Origin of the sequence: Pseudomonas sp. ES1, from assembly GCF_050586605.1 — a bacterium.
GTDB lineage: Bacteria > Pseudomonadota > Gammaproteobacteria > Pseudomonadales > Pseudomonadaceae > Aquipseudomonas > Aquipseudomonas sichuanensis.
The window spans coordinates 23985-44856 of record NZ_JBOBDM010000015.1 but is presented as its reverse complement, the minus strand read 5'-3'; the positions used below and the strand labels follow the sequence as shown (position 1 = coordinate 44856).

At 55.4% G+C, this 20872-nt stretch carries 17 protein-coding genes and 5 pseudogenes; 15 read left to right on the top strand and 7 right to left on the bottom strand.

Features of this window, described 5'->3' with window-relative positions; translation table 11 throughout:
- The first annotated feature begins 62 nt into the window (after positions 1 to 62).
- The 7 genes and pseudogenes from ACQ4N9_RS08725 to ACQ4N9_RS08695 all read left to right on the top strand — a co-directional run bounded on the left by ACQ4N9_RS08725 (position 63) and on the right by ACQ4N9_RS08695 (position 8934).
- Positions 63 to 401 (top strand): hypothetical protein, encoded by a 339-nt coding sequence (locus tag ACQ4N9_RS08725; protein ID WP_390968905.1) that lies wholly within the window; start codon positions 63 to 65, stop codon positions 399 to 401.
- Positions 402 to 494: 93 nt separating this feature from the next.
- Positions 495 to 1592 (top strand): annotated as a pseudogene (locus tag ACQ4N9_RS08720) (PLP-dependent aminotransferase family protein); the annotation flags it as partial.
- 324 nt (positions 1593 to 1916) lie between these two features.
- Positions 1917 to 2804: pseudogene (locus ACQ4N9_RS08715) on the top strand (IS3 family transposase); the annotation flags it as partial.
- A 386-nt stretch (positions 2805 to 3190) separates the two neighbouring features.
- Positions 3191 to 4663, top strand: coding sequence for a hypothetical protein (locus tag ACQ4N9_RS08710; RefSeq protein WP_390968895.1), 1473 nt, complete (start codon positions 3191 to 3193; stop codon positions 4661 to 4663).
- 586 nt (positions 4664 to 5249) lie between these two features.
- Positions 5250 to 6548, top strand: a complete 1299-nt coding sequence (locus tag ACQ4N9_RS08705) for a hypothetical protein (protein ID WP_390968893.1) — start codon at positions 5250 to 5252, stop codon at positions 6546 to 6548.
- A gap of 128 nt (positions 6549 to 6676) precedes the next feature.
- Positions 6677 to 8509 carry a hypothetical protein gene (locus tag ACQ4N9_RS08700; protein ID WP_390968892.1) on the top strand — a complete coding sequence of 611 codons (1833 nt, stop codon included), beginning with the start codon at positions 6677 to 6679 and terminating at the stop codon, positions 8507 to 8509.
- Complete coding sequence (locus ACQ4N9_RS08695; protein ID WP_390968890.1) at positions 8506 to 8934, top strand: hypothetical protein; 429 nt, start codon at positions 8506 to 8508, stop codon at positions 8932 to 8934. The genes ACQ4N9_RS08700 and ACQ4N9_RS08695 overlap by 4 nt, the downstream gene beginning before the upstream one ends.
- Positions 8935 to 9083: 149 nt before the next feature.
- Here ACQ4N9_RS08695 and ACQ4N9_RS08690 read toward each other — a convergent pair whose 3' ends face one another.
- Together ACQ4N9_RS08690 and ACQ4N9_RS08685 are read right to left on the bottom strand one after the other, a co-directional pair.
- The gene (locus ACQ4N9_RS08690) at positions 9084 to 9269 is read right to left on the bottom strand and encodes a hypothetical protein (protein WP_196172852.1); all 186 of its coding nucleotides are present in this window, start codon (positions 9267 to 9269) and stop codon (positions 9084 to 9086) included.
- A gap of 86 nt (positions 9270 to 9355) precedes the next feature.
- Positions 9356 to 10492: a DUF4041 domain-containing protein gene (locus tag ACQ4N9_RS08685; protein ID WP_430932651.1), complete on the bottom strand. Its 1137-nt coding sequence runs from the start codon at positions 10490 to 10492 to the stop codon at positions 9356 to 9358.
- On the opposite strand from ACQ4N9_RS08685, the pseudogene ACQ4N9_RS08680 reads away from it, so the two are divergent.
- Positions 10466 to 10886 (top strand): annotated as a pseudogene (locus ACQ4N9_RS08680) (GlxA family transcriptional regulator); the annotation flags it as partial. The gene ACQ4N9_RS08685 and the pseudogene ACQ4N9_RS08680 overlap by 27 nt on opposite strands.
- A 94-nt stretch (positions 10887 to 10980) precedes the next feature.
- Here ACQ4N9_RS08680 and ACQ4N9_RS08675 read toward each other — a convergent pair.
- The gene (locus ACQ4N9_RS08675) at positions 10981 to 11445 is read right to left on the bottom strand and encodes a hemerythrin domain-containing protein (protein ID WP_390968876.1); all 465 of its coding nucleotides are present in this window, start codon (positions 11443 to 11445) and stop codon (positions 10981 to 10983) included.
- Positions 11446 to 11979: 534 nt separating this feature from the next.
- Between ACQ4N9_RS08675 and ACQ4N9_RS08670 the strand changes: the two genes are divergently transcribed.
- Together ACQ4N9_RS08670 and ACQ4N9_RS08665 are read left to right on the top strand one after the other, a co-directional pair.
- Positions 11980 to 12375, top strand: coding sequence for a hypothetical protein (locus tag ACQ4N9_RS08670; RefSeq protein ID WP_430932649.1), 396 nt, complete (start codon positions 11980 to 11982; stop codon positions 12373 to 12375).
- A 532-nt stretch (positions 12376 to 12907) separates the two neighbouring features.
- A complete protein-coding gene (locus ACQ4N9_RS08665) occupies positions 12908 to 13300 on the top strand; it encodes a hypothetical protein (protein ID WP_390968800.1) in 393 nt (130 codons plus the stop codon).
- Between the two features lie 65 nt (positions 13301 to 13365).
- Here the strand turns inward: ACQ4N9_RS08665 and ACQ4N9_RS08660 are convergent, their stop codons facing one another.
- Positions 13366 to 14061 carry a hypothetical protein gene (locus tag ACQ4N9_RS08660; protein ID WP_390968798.1) on the bottom strand — a complete coding sequence of 232 codons (696 nt, stop codon included), beginning with the start codon at positions 14059 to 14061 and terminating at the stop codon, positions 13366 to 13368.
- A 400-nt stretch (positions 14062 to 14461) separates the two neighbouring features.
- Between ACQ4N9_RS08660 and ACQ4N9_RS08655 the strand changes: the two are divergent.
- From ACQ4N9_RS08655 to ACQ4N9_RS08645, 3 genes and pseudogenes are all read left to right on the top strand, one after another.
- Positions 14462 to 14934 (top strand): annotated as a pseudogene (locus ACQ4N9_RS08655) (IS5 family transposase); the annotation flags it as partial.
- Positions 14935 to 14939: 5 nt separating this feature from the next.
- On the top strand, positions 14940 to 15161 hold the full coding sequence (locus ACQ4N9_RS08650) for a hypothetical protein (RefSeq protein ID WP_390968796.1): 222 nt from the start codon (positions 14940 to 14942) through the stop codon (positions 15159 to 15161).
- A 651-nt stretch (positions 15162 to 15812) separates the two neighbouring features.
- Positions 15813 to 16148: pseudogene (locus ACQ4N9_RS08645) on the top strand (PLP-dependent aminotransferase family protein); the annotation flags it as partial.
- Here the strand turns inward: ACQ4N9_RS08645 and ACQ4N9_RS08640 are convergent.
- Together ACQ4N9_RS08640 and ACQ4N9_RS08635 are read right to left on the bottom strand one after the other, a co-directional pair.
- The gene (locus ACQ4N9_RS08640) at positions 16141 to 17334 is read right to left on the bottom strand and encodes a cyanate transporter (protein WP_390968794.1); all 1194 of its coding nucleotides are present in this window, start codon (positions 17332 to 17334) and stop codon (positions 16141 to 16143) included. The pseudogene ACQ4N9_RS08645 and the gene ACQ4N9_RS08640 overlap by 8 nt on opposite strands.
- Entirely contained in the window at positions 17331 to 17789 is a 459-nt protein-coding gene (locus ACQ4N9_RS08635; protein ID WP_390968792.1) for a nucleoside deaminase, read from the bottom strand. Before ACQ4N9_RS08635 ends, ACQ4N9_RS08640 begins: the two co-directional genes overlap by 4 nt.
- Positions 17790 to 17984: 195 nt before the next feature.
- Here ACQ4N9_RS08635 and ACQ4N9_RS08630 point away from each other — a divergent pair, with 195 nt between their 5' ends.
- Complete coding sequence (locus tag ACQ4N9_RS08630) at positions 17985 to 18422, top strand: carboxymuconolactone decarboxylase family protein (protein ID WP_125463880.1); 438 nt, start codon at positions 17985 to 17987, stop codon at positions 18420 to 18422.
- 83 nt (positions 18423 to 18505) lie between these two features.
- Here ACQ4N9_RS08630 and ACQ4N9_RS08625 read toward each other — a convergent pair whose 3' ends face one another.
- Positions 18506 to 19516: an AraC family transcriptional regulator gene (locus ACQ4N9_RS08625; RefSeq protein ID WP_390968789.1), complete on the bottom strand. Its 1011-nt coding sequence runs from the start codon at positions 19514 to 19516 to the stop codon at positions 18506 to 18508.
- 166 nt (positions 19517 to 19682) lie between these two features.
- On the opposite strand from ACQ4N9_RS08625, the gene ACQ4N9_RS08620 reads away from it, so the two are divergent.
- Complete coding sequence (locus ACQ4N9_RS08620; protein WP_390968788.1) at positions 19683 to 20867, top strand: acetyl-CoA C-acyltransferase family protein; 1185 nt, start codon at positions 19683 to 19685, stop codon at positions 20865 to 20867.
- Positions 20868 to 20872: the final 5 nt, after the last annotated feature.

Genomic DNA, 20872 nt, shown 5'->3' with positions numbered 1-20872 from the left:
GATCGGACCTGGATGTCGTCATGCCCGCCCTGCGCGGCCAGCCCACCCGACGAGGCCTCACCATGCCCGAGCACAGCCGCCACACCGAAGCCCTGCAACACACCCTGCGCCAGCTGCTGGCCCATGAGGTCAGCAACCCCGATGACAACCCGCACCTGTCCGGCGTGCGCTTTTTCTGCGCCACCGACGAGCACACCCGCCAACTGATCGAGCGCGTCGAGCTGCTGGCCAGCGAAGCCTTCTTCGACGAACAGGGTCGCGCCATCCCGGCGCACATGCAGGCTGCGGCCGTCGATGGCATCAGCATCCGGCAGAAACGCAAGGCACCGCAGGACGAAACGGTGATCCGCATCGCCCTGCCCGACAAGGGCTATATCACCATCAGTACCGCCCGCCTTTGACGCGTTGTGCAAGGGCCGCCCGTTCGGCCCTCTTGCAGCTTGCCGCGCGAAGCCCGAAGCTTTGACACCCCTGCGCTTCGGACACAACCCCTGATGGAACTGCACATCCGCCTCGAAGGCCGCAAAGGCCTTGCCGACCAGCTCTACCAGCAATTGCGCGCCGGCATCGACAGCGGCCACCTGGCTGCCGGCACCCAGCTGCCGCCGACGCGCCTGCTGGCCGAGCAACTGGGCGTATCACGCAAGACCGTGGCCGAAGCCTACTCGCGCCTGACCTACGACAACCTGCTCAGCGGCGTGGTCGGCCGCGGCACCTTCATCACCCCTCGCCAGCCCATGCAAGCCGACGCCGCCGAGGCCATCCCGCTGGCCGCTGCCGACGCCCTCGAGCGCTGGCGCCTGCGCGCCACGGTGCTGGGGCGCCGCGCGCTGGATGCCCCCTCGCGCTATGACTTCATCGGCGGCGCCTCAAGCAAGGCGCAGTTCCCCTACGACCAGTGGCGCAGCTGCCTGCAATACGCTCTGCGGCGCAGCCAGCGGCACACCGATCGGCAATTCTCGCCGCAGGGCTTGCCCGAGTTGCGCGAAGCCATCGCCCACCACATCGCCTTCGCCCGGGGCGTGCACTGCAGCGCCGCCGATGTGCTGGTGTGCAATGGTGCCCAGCAGGCCCTGGACCTGATCGCCCGGGTGCTGGTCGAGCCGGGCTGCAAGGTGGCCATGGAGGACCCCGGCTACCCACCGGCGCGGCAGCTGTTCCTGGCCCTCGGCGCACAGGTGCAGTCGGTGCCCGTGGACGATGAGGGGCTGTGCGTGGAACAAATCGAAGCCGGTACCCGGCTGATCTACGTCACCCCCTCGCACCAGTTCCCGCTGGGCATGCCCATGGGCACACGGCGGCGCCAGGCGTTGCTGGCCCGGGCCGCCGCGCTGGGTGCGCTGATCATCGAGGACGACTACGACTGCGAATTCCGCTACCAGGGGCCGGCCGCCGAAGCCTTGCAGCGCCTGGACCGCCACGGGCTGGTGGCCTATGTCGGCACGTTCTCCAAGACCTTGCTGCCCGAGTTGCGCCTGGGCTATGCGGTGCTGCCACCAGCGGTGCTGCAGGCCGCCTGCGTGGCCAAGCACCTGACCGACTGGCACAGCCCGAGCCTGCAGCAATGGGCCCTGGCGCGCTTCATTGGCGATACCCTATAGTTGACAGCCAAAATCAGCTACTCCACAGATACCTTGCAGACAGCCAGCTCTAGTCTAAGCGAGCGCCCGACCTAGTGATGCCGCCACCGCCCCCTTCCGTAGATCCTCCGACAGCTACCTTCAGTTTCCAAAGCATTAAATAAAGCTAGAGATGTCCGTCAAAACACTGGACAACTGGGTTGATGCGTCTCGAAAAGGCCTACCTTTTAGCTCCCCTGTCCGTCGCCCCGTCACTGAGCATGAAAGCGAATTGGCGCGACTTCGAGCAGAAATTGCCGAGCTCAGGTTGGAGCGTGAAATCCTAAAAAAGGCGGCGGTATTCTTTGCCAAAGAGTCCAGGTGAGATACGCCTTCGTCGCTAGCGAACTGGCTCAATTCCCGGTGCGTTTACTGTGCCGGGTGATAGGCGTCTCGGTTTCAGGGTTTTACGATTATCAGCAGCGGCGAGACCGCCCAGACCCAGATGCGCAAATTCGAATTGACCTGCGCAAGGCATTTGAAGCCAGCCGGAACACTTACGGTCGCCCTCGACTGGTCGAGGCTCTTCGCCAAAAGGCGTATGCAGTGGGCCATAAGCGAATCAATCGGTTGATGCATGAAGAATGCATACGAGGCAAATGCAAAGGTGGCTTCAAGCCCTGCACTACCGACAGTCGCCATTTCCTGCCAGTTGCGAGTAACGTGCTCAATCGTCAGTTTTCAGTGAACAACACAAGGCCAACCTGGGTCAGTGATATTACCTACATCGCCACCAGAGAGGGTTGGCTGTACTTGGCAGTGGTTCTGAGCATCCAGACGCGCCAGGTATTGGGCTACAGCTTGGCTGATCGGATGCCAGACGACTTGGTCGAGCGAGCATTCATAAACGCTTGGAACGCGAGCCTTGGCCTATACGGCGTGGTTTTCCATTCCGATCAAGGGCGCCAATATGCGAGCAGCAAATTCCGCTTCGCGCTGGCCAGGAAAGGCTTCACGCAGAGCATGAGCCGAAAGGGAAATTGTTGGGATAACGCCGTGGCTGAGAGTTTCTTTGCCACATTGAAGCGAGAGGAGGCTTGCCGGGTTTACCCCAGCAAGCAGAAGGCGCACCTAGCAATCGCAAGCTACATCCACGGGTTTTACAACATCAGTCGACTGCACTCAGCACTGGGCTATCGTTCACCGAACGAATATGCAAAAGGCTTGAGAAAGGCGGCTCAATAACCAGCCTCTTGGCGTCCGTTGCCACAGGACAGGCCCAAATGTGCGGCCAGACGGGGCGCGCTCAATAAATGCATTACTCGCCTAAGAGTTCCAAAAACAATCACCAAAATCCATCAGAAACAAAATCAATATAAGCATAAATAAATAAGCCTCCCCCATCCCCAGCCCCCTCCAAGCCCCTTGAATACGGGCGCGGAAAGGACGACGCCATAAAATTGAATTTCCAAAAACAATTATTTAGCAAAAAATAATATTTTTTGGGAATTACGTAGCTTATTGCCCTAGGACTTACCCTCTCATCGACAACATCTAGCAGCCCATACAAAGCTCTTGACATTAGACCCGCACCCTCGCTACGGTACATATAGTTAACAATGAGCCATGTTATGAAGAACGAAGCGCCGAAGGGAAAAATCCGGATCAACATGATCCCCTATCTTCCAGCTATTGAGCCAGTAGTGCTTACTGGCGATAAACTTCATAACGAATACGCAGAGCGTGACTTCAAAGACGATCAGAGTCCATTTTATCCGACACCCGGACTTACATCAGACTTGTATGCATACCGCCTTATCGAAGATGCGAATGTAGCGTCGTATAATCATTTCCCAGCACTCATACACGTGGAAGACGGGTCGCCATGGCCACTTGGTAACTTATACCTTTCGAAACTAGCTTTTGAATATAAGCCCACATCACGACCGACACTAAAAAAAATAGCACTAAGCCTCGTTGATTTTGTAAACACTTTAATCGATGAAGAGCTAGACATGTTTACATTCCCAAAACCTAAGGCCAGGCGCCCAACTTATGCATATAGCCAGCAACTTGGAGCAGAAACTCTCCTCAACCCGGACACGTCCGAAACTTCTAACCAACACATCTCAAAAGTCGAAAATTTTTATCGCTGGCTGAATAAATCCCGGGGCCTGAAACCTGAAAACCCTATGTGGAAGGAGAGTACAAAAAACCTCCAGTACCACGATGACCAAGGCTTTACCAGATTAAAAGAATACATTACAACTGACTTACGACTTATAGGTAAGAGAAAGGCTTCAAAGTCGCAGAAGCTTGAAGCCTATAATGCACATGAGCAAACTGAAATCATTGATGCATTGCTAGCATTAAACAACACAGAAATGACATTAGTCTTCCTTACTGCCATTTTGGCCGGCCCAAGAATGCAGTCTATATTGACCACCCCAAGATCGATCTTCAAAGATGACGCCACAGGCGAATACTTGAGGATGAATATTGGCTACGGCACACCGATTGACTCAAAATACAACAGAAAAAACTGTATATACATCCCCCGCTTTTTAAAAGAGATGGTTCTCATCTATTTGCAATCGGAACGTTACAAGCTTCGAAACAGCAAATCACCTCTTGCCAACAGCAACGATAACTACGTATACCTGACTAAGACTGGCCGCCCTTACTACTCCAGAAGAAATGATCCCTACCAACAAAATTATAAAAACCCGCAAGAAGGCGGAGCAATCCATAGTTTCATTCGTAATCAACTCCAGCCCAGACTTATCTTGCAAGGATCAAAGGTAAAAGTCAGGTTCCATAATCTGCGCGCCACTTTTGCCAATAATCTCGCTTGCTCGCTTCTTGAACGCTATGAAAAAAATGAGCTTACTATGACTCAGGTATTGACAACTGTTTGCGATCGCTTGGGCCAAAAAAAAATTGTAACCACTGAACGCTATCTGGAAGGCATTAAAAAAAGCAAAATCGACGCACTCACTCAAGACAAGTGGGAACGGCATTTAGAAGAGCGAATACGTCGCTCTTTTGGAGATGCCCATGACACTTATAACAATGAGGCGAAACAACACGATAAAATTAGCTGAACACCCGCCTCAGGTTTCCTTTCAGCTGATTCGTGACTGTCGACCATCGCTGCTTGCTTTACGCCTCCCCTGCAGCGGGGGAACACTCGACTTCGCTCCACTATTGTTCGCGCGAAGAACACGTTCGACCGCTGGAAAAGGTTATTCCGTTGACCTCGCATCCTATGAGGTCACTCGAATACCTTTCGTACAAGAGTGGGCGACTCATATAACGGAACGGTATTTCCAAGGGTGCTCCGCCAGAACTCTTAGAGCAAGCTTTGCACGAAGCCGCGAGTTCTTAGATTGGTGTGACAATCAGAATGCAGGGTGTATCTTCACCGACCCGGCCACCCTACACTCATGCATCGTTAAGTACTCCAGATACCTAAACAATGCAGTGGATAAGACAACAATATCCCACAATCATGCGCACTGTAAGCTATCTCAAGCACTTTATCTGAGTGCGATAATTTTCCCAGATAGCGACACCAACTTTCTTCTTGGGGTCAAACTCATACCCTATAGCAAGGAAACGATCAAGCACACCACCCCTCCAACAGACGATGAACTGGACGCATTCATCACCCCACTAACCGACTTGTGCATGAGCATTTATAAATTCATGAACAGCGATAGACGTCTACCGTATGGATTCAGTGCCGGAAGCGAGTTTGTATGGGCGATCCCTGCTAAACCCGCATTAGTTTCGGTAGGCGCCTTAGAACAAATCACCCCCACTCGGCAAGCTGCAGCTTGGTCTCATCTAAAGTCGCAAGCTCTCAAACTACATCAGGGAGGTACAGAGAGCTTCCACTTGTGCTTAGAAGTAGTCATGTCAATACTCGAAAAAAAACGAGTTATCCCTGTAACCGGTATAAAACAACCGAAACCCCGAAGATCATATGTCTACTTGCCCGACGAAACCGACGCTAAACACCTACATCGGATATGCCGGGTCGCACACGATTGCTTTTTACACACTTTCGCTCTAGTAACAGCTGCTAACCAGCAGCCTATCACCGACGTAATCTGGGACAAATTTTCAGTTGTGGAGCGCGGTGCACAAAACCAGAGAGTCATTAAAAATAGGGCTAAAAAAGAGATAAACATAGGCTTTCAAGCACGATTCGCTAAAGAATTTGAATGCTATCTGGCCATTAGAGCGTTCCTTGTTGGCGATTATGAATTCGACTACTTGTTTGGTCGCTTTGTATTTGGTGAGCCCCCTCGAAAAATGGGCGACATGTACCCAAGCCAGGCGTTGAGTACAATCACACACTTCATCTTCCCTGGTCTACCTCAACTAAATTTTAAGCAACTTCGAGCCTACCACCTTCATTACAAATCTAAAGAGGCCGGGATTAGCGTCGCTGCTCGTGCTGGGGGACACACAGAGCTTACGGCACTACAGAGTTACTCTACTGGGCATGTAGAAACAAATATCGAGGAAGCCACAATCTTCTTCAGTGCTGTGGGTGACCGTGCAAACCAGGTTAAGAAGAAGATAGTCACTACATCAGCGGGTGGGTGCACCGGCGCAGCAATCAATCCTTCCACTATTCAAGAGCACCATACAATCGAACCGGACTGCCGCAATTTTTTAGGATGTTTATTTTGCCAAAACCTGTTCATCCATATGAACGAGCAAGACATTAGGAAGCTGTGGAGCATGCTATTTGTTATCGAAGAGCTTCGTGCCCTTGCAATTTCTCATGATGAATATGAAACCTACTGGGGGCCGACAGCTTCACGCTTAAAGTTCATTCTTAACAAAATTGAAAAACACGATGAGCAAGCGCGAAAACTAGCAAACCAGATTCGCACTGAAGTTTATGAGGATCAAGATCTTGATCCCTACTGGCAAAACAAATATGACATGATGATCACTATTGGAGTCTTGTAATGAGGACTTTACGAAAGGTTCACCTAGTAGAATATCTCCCAGGAGAAGAAACAACGCCTTGGGCTGCCACAGCGACTACGTTCACGTACCCCGCTGATGACTTCATTATTTTTACATCAAGGGACAACTTGACGACTTACTTTAAAAATAATGTTTGGCAATTTAACGAGCCTGACACCGCACTAAAAGTACGCTACGAGCTTTTAATTGAACGCAACAACAACCCAATATCCGAACAAGAACATCTCGACATCAAACAATCGAAGTGCATCCTACTTGCAACTATGAGACATGCTTACAAAAGTACAAACGCCCCTCTTTCCTACAACACCATCAATCGTTTCAACATATTACTTGCAAGCCTGCGCAAATACACCAAAAACCAAAGCATTCAACTTTTCGAAGCATTATCATCAAGTTATCACGTCGAAAAAATACTCTCCACACACATTAATAAATCAGCGTCCAAAACCGCAGACCTCCGTGCACTGCTCTACAAATTATCAGTTCTTCCATTTCGCTATGTCGGCTTCAAGCCTACGCGATCCCGAGGAGAGTTTAGAAGCGATTCATCAGAAAAAAACTATTTGCAAACAGCGGTTATTCCAACCTCGATTTACCTTCAACTTATCAACAACTACAAAGAGGTCTCTCAAGATTTCTTGGACTCCTCGCCTCGTCTCAAAAAGCTTATCCTAAACATCTATAGCAACCCAGAGTATGGGCGCGCAAAAATTCAAAATCTTACTCTCCCCAAATGCGGAACAAGGCTTGGACTTAAAGCATACTTCGAAAAGTATCGAATTTCTATTCTTCCGGACTTGGCGAGACATCTCGCGCTTGTGCAATACTGCAATATTATGCTGATTCATGTATTTAGCGGTATGCGCGCGTCCGAAGCCTACAGTCTTAGGGGGGACTCGTTAGAGCGTGTCTTGGTAGGCGGCGTATCCTCCCGTAGGAGGTTTCTTCATGGGCATACTACAAAGTTCAAAAAGGCACCTACCCCCACAAAATGGATCTCATCTCCTGATGTTGACATGCCATTCGAGTCCGCATGCAAACTCGCTGAGATAATCTACAATAGTCAGAACGTACACTTTACCAATCAGTCAATATTTATTTCCACTGCATATCTATCATTCAGCGGAGGGCGTCGCCCCAGCGCAAAAATTGACTCTCCTCGTCCAGTATGGGGAAATTATACACCTTATTACTTTGAAGAAATGCTTTCAACCCCCCTTATTAAAGAAGAGGATGCTTGTGAGCTGGAGAGTGTTTGTCCTACACGCGTTTGGAGAGCAGAAAGTGAATTCTCTATTGGTCAGCCTTGGCCTGTACGGATACATCAGCTTAGGCGCTCTACAGCAGTTTATGCTATCCGCAGTGGATTAGTAAGCCTTCCTGCACTGAAGGCCATACTGCATCATGTCACATTGGAGATGTCACTTTACTATGCTAGAGGTTCTTCATTCGCCGTAGATCTTCTTAAAGAGGCTGAAGGAGATAAAGATGCTTTCGTTCGAGTATATCAAGATGCAGAACAGCAGGTTCGATCATGGCAATACACAAATGAATTTCTATTCAGCAATGAAGTTCTACATGGGCCACACGGTATCTGGCTGAAAGGAAAAAACAAAAATAATTCTAATAAGGTTTCTTATGCCAAGGTTCTTGATGGCACCCTGAAACGCATGAAACGGGGCGAACTGCATTACCAGCCCACTCCTGTGGGGGGCTGTACCTCCGGTGAGGTTTGCCACAAACGCATCTCCGTGAATTTCCTCGGCTGCGACGGTTGCAAGTCAGCGGCCATCAAACCCTCCAAAGTCCTCAAGCTCATTGAGGTTCAGAAGGTGCTCGTCTCTCACTGTGACGTCGATAGCCCAGAGCGCAATGCTGAAAACCAAACCTTGTTTGAACTCACGGAGTTCGCCCAGACCATGGGGATTAGCGCATGAAAGAAGATGACCTCAGGAAGGCATGGGACGCATTGGTTCGCCTGGAGGCCGGCGAGCCGTTGGTTGTTTCGCCAGACGATCCGATCAACTATGACACCGTCGCATTGGAAGCTGGCTACAAACGTGGCTACTTTAAAGCCAGTCGCTCCCAGCATCGCAACATCCGTGACGCTATCGATCGAGCGGCAAAGAAGCAAACGGAGTCAGGCACACGTACAGCCCCAGTCAGCAAGGCGGAATTGAAAAGGAAGGCCAAAGCAGAGCGTGACCGAGCCGAGCACTACAAAGAGCTGGCCGATCAGATTCTTGCCCGGGAAATCATGCTGTTGCGTCATGTCGATAAGCTTGAAAGGAAGATTCAGGAACTTGAGGGGCTTCGCATCGTCAAGTTCTCAGAACGGAAAGCTCCCCCACACACTGAGTAGATGGAGCTCTGTCTCCCTAGGAGTGATGGCCAGGAGAACTGCTTTGGGCCGAGGGCTCCTCTCGCCTGGCCAATCCACGCAGCAGGCACAAGAGATATGGCGGTGCCCACATCGACGAGGCACCGCCCTTTAAATCAACCCAGTGAGCGTCAGTCTAGCGAGCGCATCTCACCGATTGCCCGAGCGATGCAGTAAGGGATCACGGCGCAGGCGAGCCCAATGGCTGCCGAAGCGGCTTCTTGCGGAGCCCCATTTGCAGCATGGATACCCACAATCGCAAACAGCCCACCGAAGAGCGACATGATGATGGTGACAACCCAGAAGAACTTAGCCACTTACAACTCCTGTAGATAGGGGCCAAACCAGCGGCATCGCCAGTTCGGCTTTCTTGGAAAACTGATTCACCACTATTGAAGAACGCTTAGGCCGAAGCCAAAGCCTCTTCTTCCGAATGCTCGATAGCAGCCTCCACCTCCAGCTGATGGCGCGTCCACTCAGCAGCGATGGCAGGGTTCTCGATGATCTGCTGCTCGATGCGCTGGGTCTCTTTGAACTCAAGGGCCTTGGCACTCATCGTCCATTGCGTTTCTACGCCCAACTGCTCCAGCTCCGCGCGGATAGCAGGCAGGCCGATGCGGAAGAATTCCTTGCGCGGGTTGACCTTGTTGACCTGCTCCCGAAGGAAGTGACGGTGGAGCTGCTTCTCAAGTCCAGGGGCGTCGTCGCTGAAGATCATCGCATGGACGTCGAACTCAAACGGCACGCTTGCATCACCCAGCTCGCGCACTCGATCCAGAGGTTCGAGTCGACGGGTCATACCGATCTTGAAGACCTGCTCGCCGAACGAGCCGATGTTGGAGATGACGTAAACATGGCCCGCACGCGTCTGTTGAGCCATGGAGATCGCGCGCTGGTTCTTGTCCTCGGCAGCTTGCAGTTGCTCCTGCAGAAGTGCCAGGCGAGCTTCGAACTCGGCTCGCTCTGCAGCACTCGCTGCAGCGACTTGCTCCTGGGCTTTTTCCAACGCCTTGCGCAAGCTGGCCTCTTCTTTGGCGGCCTCCTTGATCGCCCGCTCGAACTCCCGACGCGCCTTTTCTTCTTCGCGGATTTGCTCGCGCAGTTGGCGTTGCTCCTCGCGCTCCTGGTCTTTAAGCAGCTTTGCCGTTACCGCCCAGCGCAGCTCTTCCAAGCGAGAGTTCAGGTACTCTTCGGCGATCCGCGCATTGCGGAATGAAGCACCATTGAGATTGACCAAGGCCGCAGCGTCGCGAATCTCTTGCTCAAGCTTGCCGTGGTTATCGGATTTAGAGCGAGAGAGGATGGAGTCAACCTTACCGTTGAAGGCATCCACCACGAATCGCACTGCAGTGTCGCGTCGGTTTGCTTCCACGTAATCACATGTCGCAGCCCTACCCGCCTTGACCATGAAGCGCGTGTAATCCCGGGCGACCTTGAGCTTCTGGCCAGCCTCAGTAAAACCGAACTCTTCTGCGAGGTCATCCAGGAGGTTGTAGGTTGGCACGATGTACGCGTCGACGGCATTGAGGCCACCACCCATTGGGCATTTGCCGACTTGTTCCGTCGAAAATTCCCGAATGTTCGTTTAGAGGAGCAACGCATCCTCTGCGAGCGAGGCCGCATCATAAGCTCAGCTGGAGCTAGCTCGGTTGTAGATATGATGTTGCATATAATTCGTCGGTTCGCCTCACGCGAGCTAGCTCAGCAATGCAGCAGCTTTCTTTTGCTAGACGGGGTGCGTACTAGTCAATCTGTGTACGTCACTTGGTCAATGCCTCGGGGCCATGCGGATATGCTTCGACTCAATAACAGACAGGGTTGGTTATGAAGACAGTAATTCCTTCAGGCGGTTGTTCTGTCAGCGTGTTGGAATCTCACCCAGCGTTTTTCGGAAGCGATTTCTAAAATTTTCCCCAGCAGATCAAGCGGGTTAGTCTGATCTGACAATGCGCCATGAAACCTTGCCAACAGACGTTTCTAGGTTCGACAGCCTGCCAGCGTGAGATGAGCTGGCAGGCGAAGGCGTTATCAGGCAGCGCGTTGCTCGCCCTTGAGCATCTTCTTCTGCGTTTCCATGGTCTGCCCAAGCTCCTCCAGAACATCCTTACTGAGGAGCTTTTTGGCCGTCGGGAAGAGCTCACCTTCTTCCTCTTCGATGTGATGCTCCAGCAGCTCTTTCATGACCTTGACCCGACCGGCGAACTCAAGGGTGCCGGTTTCGGTATGGAGCAAGTCAGGGAGTACGAGGGAGTCGACAGTGCGGTGCTCCTCCTTGGCTTCGTAGTACATTTTGGCTTCTTCCTTGCCACCTGCTTCCTTGATGGCCGGATAGAGGACTTCTTCCTCCAAGGTGGTGTGGATGCGCAGCTCTTGCTCGATCCGCTGCAGCAACTCAGCTCGCCGTTTCACCGCTCGTTCCGTCGTGGTGGAAAGCTCTTCGAGCAGCTTTTTCACTAGCTTATGATCTTGGATTAGTAAGTCGATAGCGTTCATGGCATGACCTCATCACGGAGTGATTTCACGAACTTGCCTGTGGTGGAGTCATGTCGTTCTGCAGGGTTCAATGCTAACGATGGCTGGCATCAGCCGAGAAGCAGCGTCCACTTGGTGGGTACAGACACATGTTGACCTCTGCCATTGGGAAACCCAAGGTCTGCACGATATTGGCGAGGAGGCGAGCGGTGCGGGTCATTTCACTTGGTTGCTTTCTATGCGCCCAGGACATCTCCTTGAGCACGCTAGGAAAACAGTTGTGCTTCAAGTGAGTAATGTAGCCCATTGATGAGCTATCCCCGCGCTTACCTCTTAGGCTGAGATGGTGCAGGTACGATTTATCGTAGGTCTAAGAAAGCCCGCAGCTAGGTGGTCAAGGGAGTTCCTATCATGGGGAGGGGTAGCTAAAGGCTAGCTAGCGGCGCTTGAATATTGGTTGGGGAAAGAGTTAAGGCAGTATAGGTTCATCAGGTTAGACGTTCAGGGCATAGCTCAGGCTGGTGCATGAGAAATGGGCGCATCGTTAGTTTTGTGATGCTCGACATCATCTGCGTGGCTATGACGCAACGCCTCAATCTACGAACTAATTTAGCAAGGCAGTATCATAGCCACTCCTTCTTGCTGACCTACAGCGTATCTCCGTACACAGAAACTGATCGGCAACATCAAAATCAAGCCGTTCGCTTGCGTCAAAAATTGAACCGCATTGAGGTCGAGGAATGGGTCAAACTCGAAACTGTCGAGACAGCTTTCAAGGGCACCGTACACCTGAACGAAACGACCATTACTCAAAAGCGGAGTGAGGCCGAGAACATCGCCTGGCAACAGTTCAAGGAGGTGATGGACTCCTTGGGCGCTTACAAAGACACGACCGTACATGTGGCGATGATGGTGCAAGGGCTTGGCGAACTCATCGAATTCAAGCTCTAACGGGCACTATGCCCTGCCAACTGCGAGAGGCCATCTCAGTGAATGGGTGATGGCCCCCGCGTTGGTTTTCTCCACCTCACAGAGCTGTCACAGTCGCGAGACGCCAACCTAGATGACCACATTTAAATCCTGAATGTCAGCCCGACATTGTCTGGTAACGGATCAGCGTCCTGGCCCATAGATCTCCTTTGACCGCCGCCTTGCGTACTGATGGGCAGATCGCCGCCCTTCGGCCTCTAGGCCGGCTGCTTTTCACTTTGGGATCAAATACAAGGCGCAAAGCGCAACAGCGGGAGTCTATTCGGCGTGATCGAGAACATCCGGTCAGTGTCGGACAACACCTGGTTATCTCTGCCTGCCTAATGAGGATCCGTCACGATCCGAGGTTCAATCGGCTGCTCTCGTATCTGGTTCCCGAAATCAGTGACAAGGCTTGCGCTTATCTATCCTGAGTTGACAGAGGGGTTGGTTCACGATTTCTCAACTTATCACCCAAACCCCAGAGCAATAAACATCGTTATGGAGCCTATTTTTGAACTGGACGTTAAAGCTTCTCCTTACATTCAGCGGCACTTTTAGCTGCGCGATTGCTCTCTGGTCATTCGAACTTTGGGGAGGAAATCCGAAGCGGATACCAAGCTTGTTTTTGTTGGTGATCGCCGGGGCTCTAGCACTCGCCGGCCTATTAAAATGCTTTGATGAGAACTTTAGAAAATGGCCTCTCGCCATCGGGGTTTTTCCAACAATTGTCATTTTTATGGTCTCCGCACTTTCGATCCGACATGGATGGCTAGGCCTCAATATTGATGTCGATCGAACAGGACAGATCAGCAATTGGACACTTGCAATGATGGGTATTCAGTCGGGACTAATTATCATCTACAAATGTACACTCAAAGCCAAGACCGCAATTTCAAATAGATAAGAAGGTAACGATCGCACTGCAACAGCATATTACGAACGCCAGCCGACCAAGCATAACATAGTTAGTCACTGTTGGCCCAAGTAGCCACAGACCAATGCATACACCGCAGGCTCTTGAATATAGATCACAGCCAAACCTATGAACATCATCCCAAAAATCGCAGACAACACCCCCTTTACGACACCGAAGTCATTGAGGCCGCGCTGGAGCCTTACCGAAAAAACGGTAAATGCAAGGTAGCACACGCCAATTAAAACGTTCGACGCACTGGAAACAGAACTTGCGGATATCGCTGCAGTGACATTCACTCCAAACTCCCCAAGCTCACAGCTATGCGCTAAAGCCGTCATTCTTGAACCCAGCGCTGGCATCTCAACGATCTTCATGAAGACCAGGAAAATCGAGATATAAAAAAATGAATTGATTGTAGAAAACAACTCCCCCTTTCCGAGCATGAAGCGTGCCCCCAACCAAAAGCAAGCTCCATAGAGGATCAGAAACATACAATTCAGGACAACCATGACGGATAGAAAGTCCTTACTTAGCTCTATACCAACCCCTTTCAGCGAAGGAAAGCTTAGTAATGATAACGCAACGGCCATTACGAGCCCGATCAAGCTGGCTTGCGCGCACCAGTAATTACGTAGCTTCATATCTTTGAAGAATTCGGTCGGAGCAATTATAGAACGCTGTAGATCTTTAGCTCCAGCCACAAAATTTGGAAAAACACTCTTAACCATGGAAAACATACCGTCAGACATGCACAGCTCCTTAGATAGCTATTGAAAGTATATCATCGGCAGCACTCACTAATTCCTTAGCAAAATCGCAATATTTTTTCACTGGTATTTTTCGACAATACCTCTCCGCTCACAGCATTTTTCAATGCATTGAGAGACGCAACGCTCATAGTACGGTTATGACTTACATCAACTAGTGTCCTGTCTCGGAAATACGTTCTCTTTTGGCGAGTGGCTTGGGTGTCCGGCCAAGGTGCCGCGACGAGTCATAGCAGGGCTATGGCGAGGAGTGGCAACGCCGGCAGGGCACCCAAGACGCCGCCAAAAGTGAACAGCTTATTTCCGAGACAGGACACTAGGCTCTGTACGAAATCCCGAGAAACCCAATTACCACCCCTCAAACACTGAGATTTTGTAGAGCCGGAGCAGCGGCGGCTTGACAACCAAAACCACATGCTTTGCGACGCCAACGGGACACCATTGCGCTTCCTTCTGTCTGACGGTCAAGCCAGTGACATCAGCTATGCCCAACCCCTGTTGAACGAGGTCAGCATTCCATCGAGCCAACGTGTACGCCCGCCTAAACGCTGTAAATGGTTGCTTGCCTACAAGGGCTACGACGCCGAGGCGCTACGCCACTACTGCGACCAATATCGAATGCAACCCGTCATCCCGCTGCGCTCGATGAAGCGGAAACCCAAGCCTGGCTTAGCAAGACTGTTTGATCGACTCAAGTACCAACAGCGCAAAATCATCGAGCGCCTGCTTGGCTGGCTGAAAGAGAATCGCCGCATCGTGACACGCTTAGACAAGCTCGCGAAAAGCTATGCAGCCATGGTCTCGCTGGCCTGTTCCATACGGTGTTTGCGACATCCCATTTCGTACAGAGCCTAATGTGCATGGATTTCACCAAGACCGCGAGCGGCGACGGATTCGATGTGACCAGCAAAATGTTCTGCCCGTTCTTCATTCCGCAATCGGTGTCGGCGAGCTCTCCCCTGCCCCGCGACTTCATGAGGGAATGGCAGAACCTCGACCAGAAGCACCATCATTACCGGCTCTTTGAGCACCTGGTTTCTTTGGTGGGTGGAGAGATCTTTGAGAGCTACAACATGGAGTAGGAAGTGAAGAAGGCCGGGTTGGAGGATCTGTTGGATTGGGCGGAGGCCGCCTAGCAGCATGACTGGTGAGTCGAAACGAGTGATTGCATGTGGTCGGAATGCAGTTGGAGCTGGATCTCGGACTCTGACTCTCGCCTGCGGGACAGAGCAAACCGCTGCATCGCCTTCGTTGGCCACTTCCGCTTGCAGCTTGATCCGTTTGCCGCGTTAAACGCATTTCTAAGAAACCCAATGAGAAGCGAGGTGGCATTCAGCACTTCGCTGCTCTGTTTCTGTTCATCCATAAAATCGGCCTGGTTCTGCATGCGCTTGCAGGCGTTGCGGGGTACTCCAGATTAGGTTCACCACTGGTTACGCCGTCGACCCGATAGCATTCCTTTTACCAATCCGAACAGTTCTGATGCCTGTTACATACGCGCGAAAAGCGGTGCGACACCACGGTGAGAGGCGTTCGTTTAAGTCCAGCAAGAGGCTTGCGATTTCGCTGCATCGCAGATACCAGGGAGGTCTGTGCTAGAGCAGCTGAGACAACTATTGTTGGCACTGTCCATTTTGTCGATCAGGCACATGGACAGGTGCGGGAGGCTGCTGGCCAGTGTTTTCAGGGGTTTGGTATTGTCTGTCTGCATTCTATATATAGAGTAAAGCATAGGCCACCTGAGCAAGCACATCCGTCGCTGCCACGAGGTCTACAGCGCCCGCCGCGAACGGATCCTGGCGCGCCTTGGCGGCGATCTGGCGCCCTGGTTCGAGGCCGTGCCGGCCAGTGCTGGCTTCCACCTGAGCGCTTTGGCCAAGCCGGGAGTCGATGTGGAGTTGCTGATCAACCTGGCGCGCAAGGTCGAGGTGGGGCTGTATTCGTTGGCGCCGTTCTTCAGCGAGGCCCCGGTACGTCCGGGGTTGCTGCTGGGCTTCGGCGCCATCGAGCTGCTGGATATCGACCCGGCGCTGGACCGGGTCCGCGATACCCTGCAGCGTCTCAGCTGAGCGCTGCGGCGCCTGCCTGCCCTGGCCGGGCGATGGCCCGGGCATAGCCACCCGGGGCGAAGCGCGCGGTGACCAGCAGCATGGCCAGCACGGTGCAGGTCAGCAGGGCCCAGGACGCCTGGAAGTCGCCGCTGACATCGCGCAGCCAGCCGGTGATGTACGGCACGATGCCTGTGACGATGAACCCCACGCCCTGGACGAAGGCCGCCAGGCTGCCGGCTTCAGCCGGTGTGCGCAGGTGTTCGAGGGTCAGCGTCAGGCTGAGGCTGAAGCACGCACCCAGGCCCAGGCCGATCATCGCCACCCACAGGCCCATGGCGCTGGCCGGCGCCAGCAGCAGACCGAGGAAGCCGCCCAGCTGGATCAGCAGCGCCAACCACAAGCCAGGCCGACGATCCGCCAGGCGGCGCAGCAACAGCGGCAAGCCGAGGGCGCCGGTCACCTGGAAGATGGTCATCAACCCCACCAGCTCACCACCGCCCTGGGCCGTGCCGCCATGCTCCAGGTGATAGGCCGGCAGCCAGGCCACCATGCTGGTGTAGCCGCCATTGATCAGGCCGAAGTACAGCGCCAGCAGCCAGGCGCGGCGATTGCCGAACCAGTGCCCGCCACCCGTGCCAGCCAGCCTGGGGGTGGCCTGGCGTGGCCGCAGGGCAATCCAGGCGACCACGGCCAGCAACGCGGGCAAGGCCCAGACGCCCAGCCCCGCCTGCCAATGGCCAAAGTGCGCGGTGATCGAGGGGCCCAGCACCGCCGCCAGGCCGCCACCGGTCATCAGGGCTGCCGAATACAAGCCCATGGTCGCCGCCAGCCGCGTGGGGAACCAGCGGTTGACCAGCCCCGGCATCATGCCCTGCACCAGCGCCACCCCCAGCCCGGCGACCACCGCACTGGCGATCAGTGCCCAGGCGCTGTCCAGTTGCAGTCGCCACAGGCAAGCCAGGGCAATCGCCGCCAACCCGGCGAGCATGCCGCCATGCTCGCTCAGCCAGCGCCGCAGCCACGGCTGCAGCAGCGGCACCAGCCCCATGCACAGCACCGGCAGCGCCGTCAGCAAGGCCGCCTGCTGGTAACCCAGGCCAGTGCTCTGGCGCATGGGCTCGAGCAGTGGCCCGATGCTGGTGAGGATCGGCCGCAGGTTGAGTGCCAGCAACACCACCAGCAACAGGTTCAGGGCGCCCCTCATGCTTGGCTGGCCTGCTGCCATTGGGCATACAGGCCCGCTTCGCCAGCGGGCTTGAGCGGGCGCAACGGCAAGCTTTGCTGCTGCGGCGGGCGGGCCATCTGCGTATAAACCGCGGCGGTGGACAGCCCGTAGGGCTCGCCCTCGTCGTTGCCATAGGCGAACCAGGCACGTTCGACACCGCACAGGTGCATGGCCGCCAGGCACATCGGGCACGGGTGGCCACTGGCATAGATCTCGGCACCGTCCAGGCGTGCCCGGCCCAAAGCCTGGGCGGCCTGGCGGATGGCCTGCATCTCGGCGTGGCTGGTCGGGTCCTGGGTGCTGTGGATCTCGTTGACGGCGCGGGCGATCACCTGGCCCTGGTACACCAGCACGGCACCGAACGGGCGGCCACCGGCCTGGATATTGGCGCGGGCCAAGTCGAGGGCCTCGCGCATGAAGTGTTCTTGGGACATGAATCGGTACTCCGCAATTGACCCGGCCATTATCCCGGCTTGGCCGCAGCGGTAGAAATGAAGAGATTGGATGCACCTCAGTGGCCAGGCGAATGCCGGATTGGCCTCCTGGCAAAGCGTTGGATTGGCTATTCGGCGCGCTGCCGGGCGGCGTTAAGGTGGCTGCACACCTGATCACCTTCCCGGAGAACCACCATGCACGAACGTATCGAATGGGCCAAAGCTGCCCCAGAAGCCTACAAAGCCATGGTCGGCCTCGAGCAAGCCCTGATCCAATCGGGGCTGGAGCATTCGCTGCTCGAACTGATCCGCCTGCGCGCCTCGCAGATCAACGGCTGCGCCTACTGCGTCAACCTGCACGCCAACGATGCGCGCAAAGCCGGCGAGACCGAAGCCCGCCTGCAGACCTTGAGCGTATGGCGTGAAACCCGCTATTTCACCCCGCGCGAGCGAGCCGCGCTGGCCTGGGTCGAGAGCCTGACCCGCCTGCCCGAGCATGGCGCGCCACAGGGTGAATATGAAGCGTTGCAGGAGCACTTCGAGCCCAAGGAAGTCGCCAACCTGACCCTGGCCATCGCCACCATCAATGCCTGGAACCGCTTTGGCGTGGGCTTTGCGATGGTGCCGGCCTAAGACTTAGCCGTATTTGGGGCCGCGCAGCGGCTCCAGCAGGCTCGAATCAAACACAAACTCATGGCATCTCAACTGAGATGGCTCTAGACCACTCTAAGCTTGGCCCGGTAAATGCCCGGGCTTTGCCCGGTCCACTTCTTGAACGCCCGGTGAAACGCGCTGGGCTCCTGGAAACCGGTCTGCTCTGCAATCTCGGCAATGCTCAGGCAACCCTCGCGCAACAGCTCGAAGGCCATCGCCCGACGCACTTCGTCCTTGATCTGCTGATATGAACGCCCTTCGCGCTCCAACTGGCGGCGAAAGCTGCTGGCACTGAGCCGTTGCCGCTCGGCCATGGCATTCAGGGTTGGCCACTGCCCATAGTGGCGGGCGCGCAAGTGGCGGTACACCTCCGCCACCAGCCCGTTCTGATTGCGAAAGCGGATCACCAGCCCTTGGGGCGCACTGCGTAAAAAAGTCTTCAGGGCAGGCAGATCCTGCATCACCGGCAAGCGCAGCCAGGCGCTGTCGAACTCCACCTCGGTGCGGCCACTGCCCAGGCGCAGGTCCGGCCCCCACAGCAAGGCGTCGTCCTCCTGGGCCGGGCGCGTCAACGCAAGCTCGGTACGGTCGATGGCGATGCGCCGCCCGGCCAGCCAGCACAGCAGGCCGACCACCAGCACCAGGTAGGTTTCCTCGGCGTACACCCGGGTCAGCGGGTCTTCGATGCTCGACTGCACACTGATCACCGCACGCGCACCGCGCACCGTGACGGTGCCGTGCAGGTCACGCAAAAACAGCGCGAAACTGCTCAGGCACTGGCGCAAGGCCTTGTCCAGGTTGGGCTCCTGGATCAACCCACGGCAGATCAGGGCGAAGCTGCCCAGCGGCATGCCGTGGCTGTCGAGATGAAAGAACTCATCGTTGAGCTCGTCGATCAACGCCAGCCACAACTGGGCGAAGGCCTTGGCCGGTACCCGCGCCTGGGGCTGGGCCAACAACCCAGGCTCGATGCCCACCGCGCGCAGGTGGGCATCGCGCGCCTGCGGGCGCTCTCGCAAGGCGTGCAGCATGGCGTTGAGAAAGTACACCGCGACCGTATCGCTATCGCGCATGGCTGAAGTTCGCTGTCTATGCTGAGTGGCAAAAAATGCCAGGTTGACTGAACAGATCCGGCATAGGCCGCCTTGAGGCCTTTGCCTAGACTCGATCCACCCTGAGGCGGCGCCATTCTCGCAGAGCCGGCCCCCGCCCCGCCATGTCTTTGCAAACGGAGCCTTTATGAGCAGCACAGAAATTTACGTTGTCAGCGCGGTGCGTTCGGCCATCGGCAGTTTTGGCGGTTCGCTCAAGGACCTGCCGCTGGCCGACCTGGCCACCCAGGTAACCCGCGCCGCCATCGAGCGCTCGGGTGTGAGCGCCGAGCAGATCGGCCACGTGGTGATGGGCACCGTGATCCCCACCGAACCCCGCGACGCCTACCTGAGCCGCCTGGCCTCGATGAATGCCGGCGTGCCCAAGGAAACCCCCGCCTTCAACGTCAACCGCCTGTGCGGCTCGGGCCTGCAGGCCATCGTCTCGGCCGCCCAGGGCCTGTTGCTGGGTGAAAGCGACATCGCCCTGGCCGCCGGCGCCGAGTCCATGAGCCGCGGCCCGTACCTGCTGCCACAAGCACGTTGGGGCGCGCGCATGGGTGACTTGCAGGGTATCGACTACATGGTCGGCATCCTCCAGGACCCGTTCGAGCACTTCCACATGGGCATCACCGCCGAGAACGTCGCGGCGGCCCACGGCATCACCCGCGAAATGCAGGACGAAGTGGCCCTGACCAGCCAGCGCCGCGCCGCCCGCGCCATTGCCGAAGGCCGCTTCGATAGCCAGATCGTGCCGATCGAGATCAAGACCCGCAAAGGCAGCGTGCAGTTCAGCGTCGATGAGAACGTGCGTAGCGAAGCCAGTGCCGAGCAACTGGCCGGCATGAAGCCTGCGTTCAAGAAAGACGGCAGCGTCACCGCCGGCAATGCCAGCAGCATCAACGACGGCGCCGCCGCCCTGGTGCTGGCCACCGGTGAGGCCGTGCAACGCCTGGGCCTGAAGCCGCTGGCACGCCTGGTGGCCTACGCCCATGCTGGCGTCGAACCTGAATTGATGGGCCTGGGCCCGATCCCGGCGACCAGGAAAGTGCTGGAAAAGGCCGGCCTGAACGTCGCCGACCTGGACGTGATCGAGTCCAACGAAGCCTTCGCTTCCCAAGCCTGCGCCGTATCCCGCGCCCTGGGCTTCGACCCGGAAAAGGTCAACCCCAACGGCTCGGGCATTTCCCTGGGCCACCCGGTAGGCGCCACCGGCGCGATCATCGCCACCAAGGCGATCCATGAACTGCAGCGTGTGCAGGGCCGCTACGCCCTGGCCACCATGTGCATCGGCGGCGGCCAGGGCATCGCCGTCGTCTTCGAACGCGTGTAAGGAGC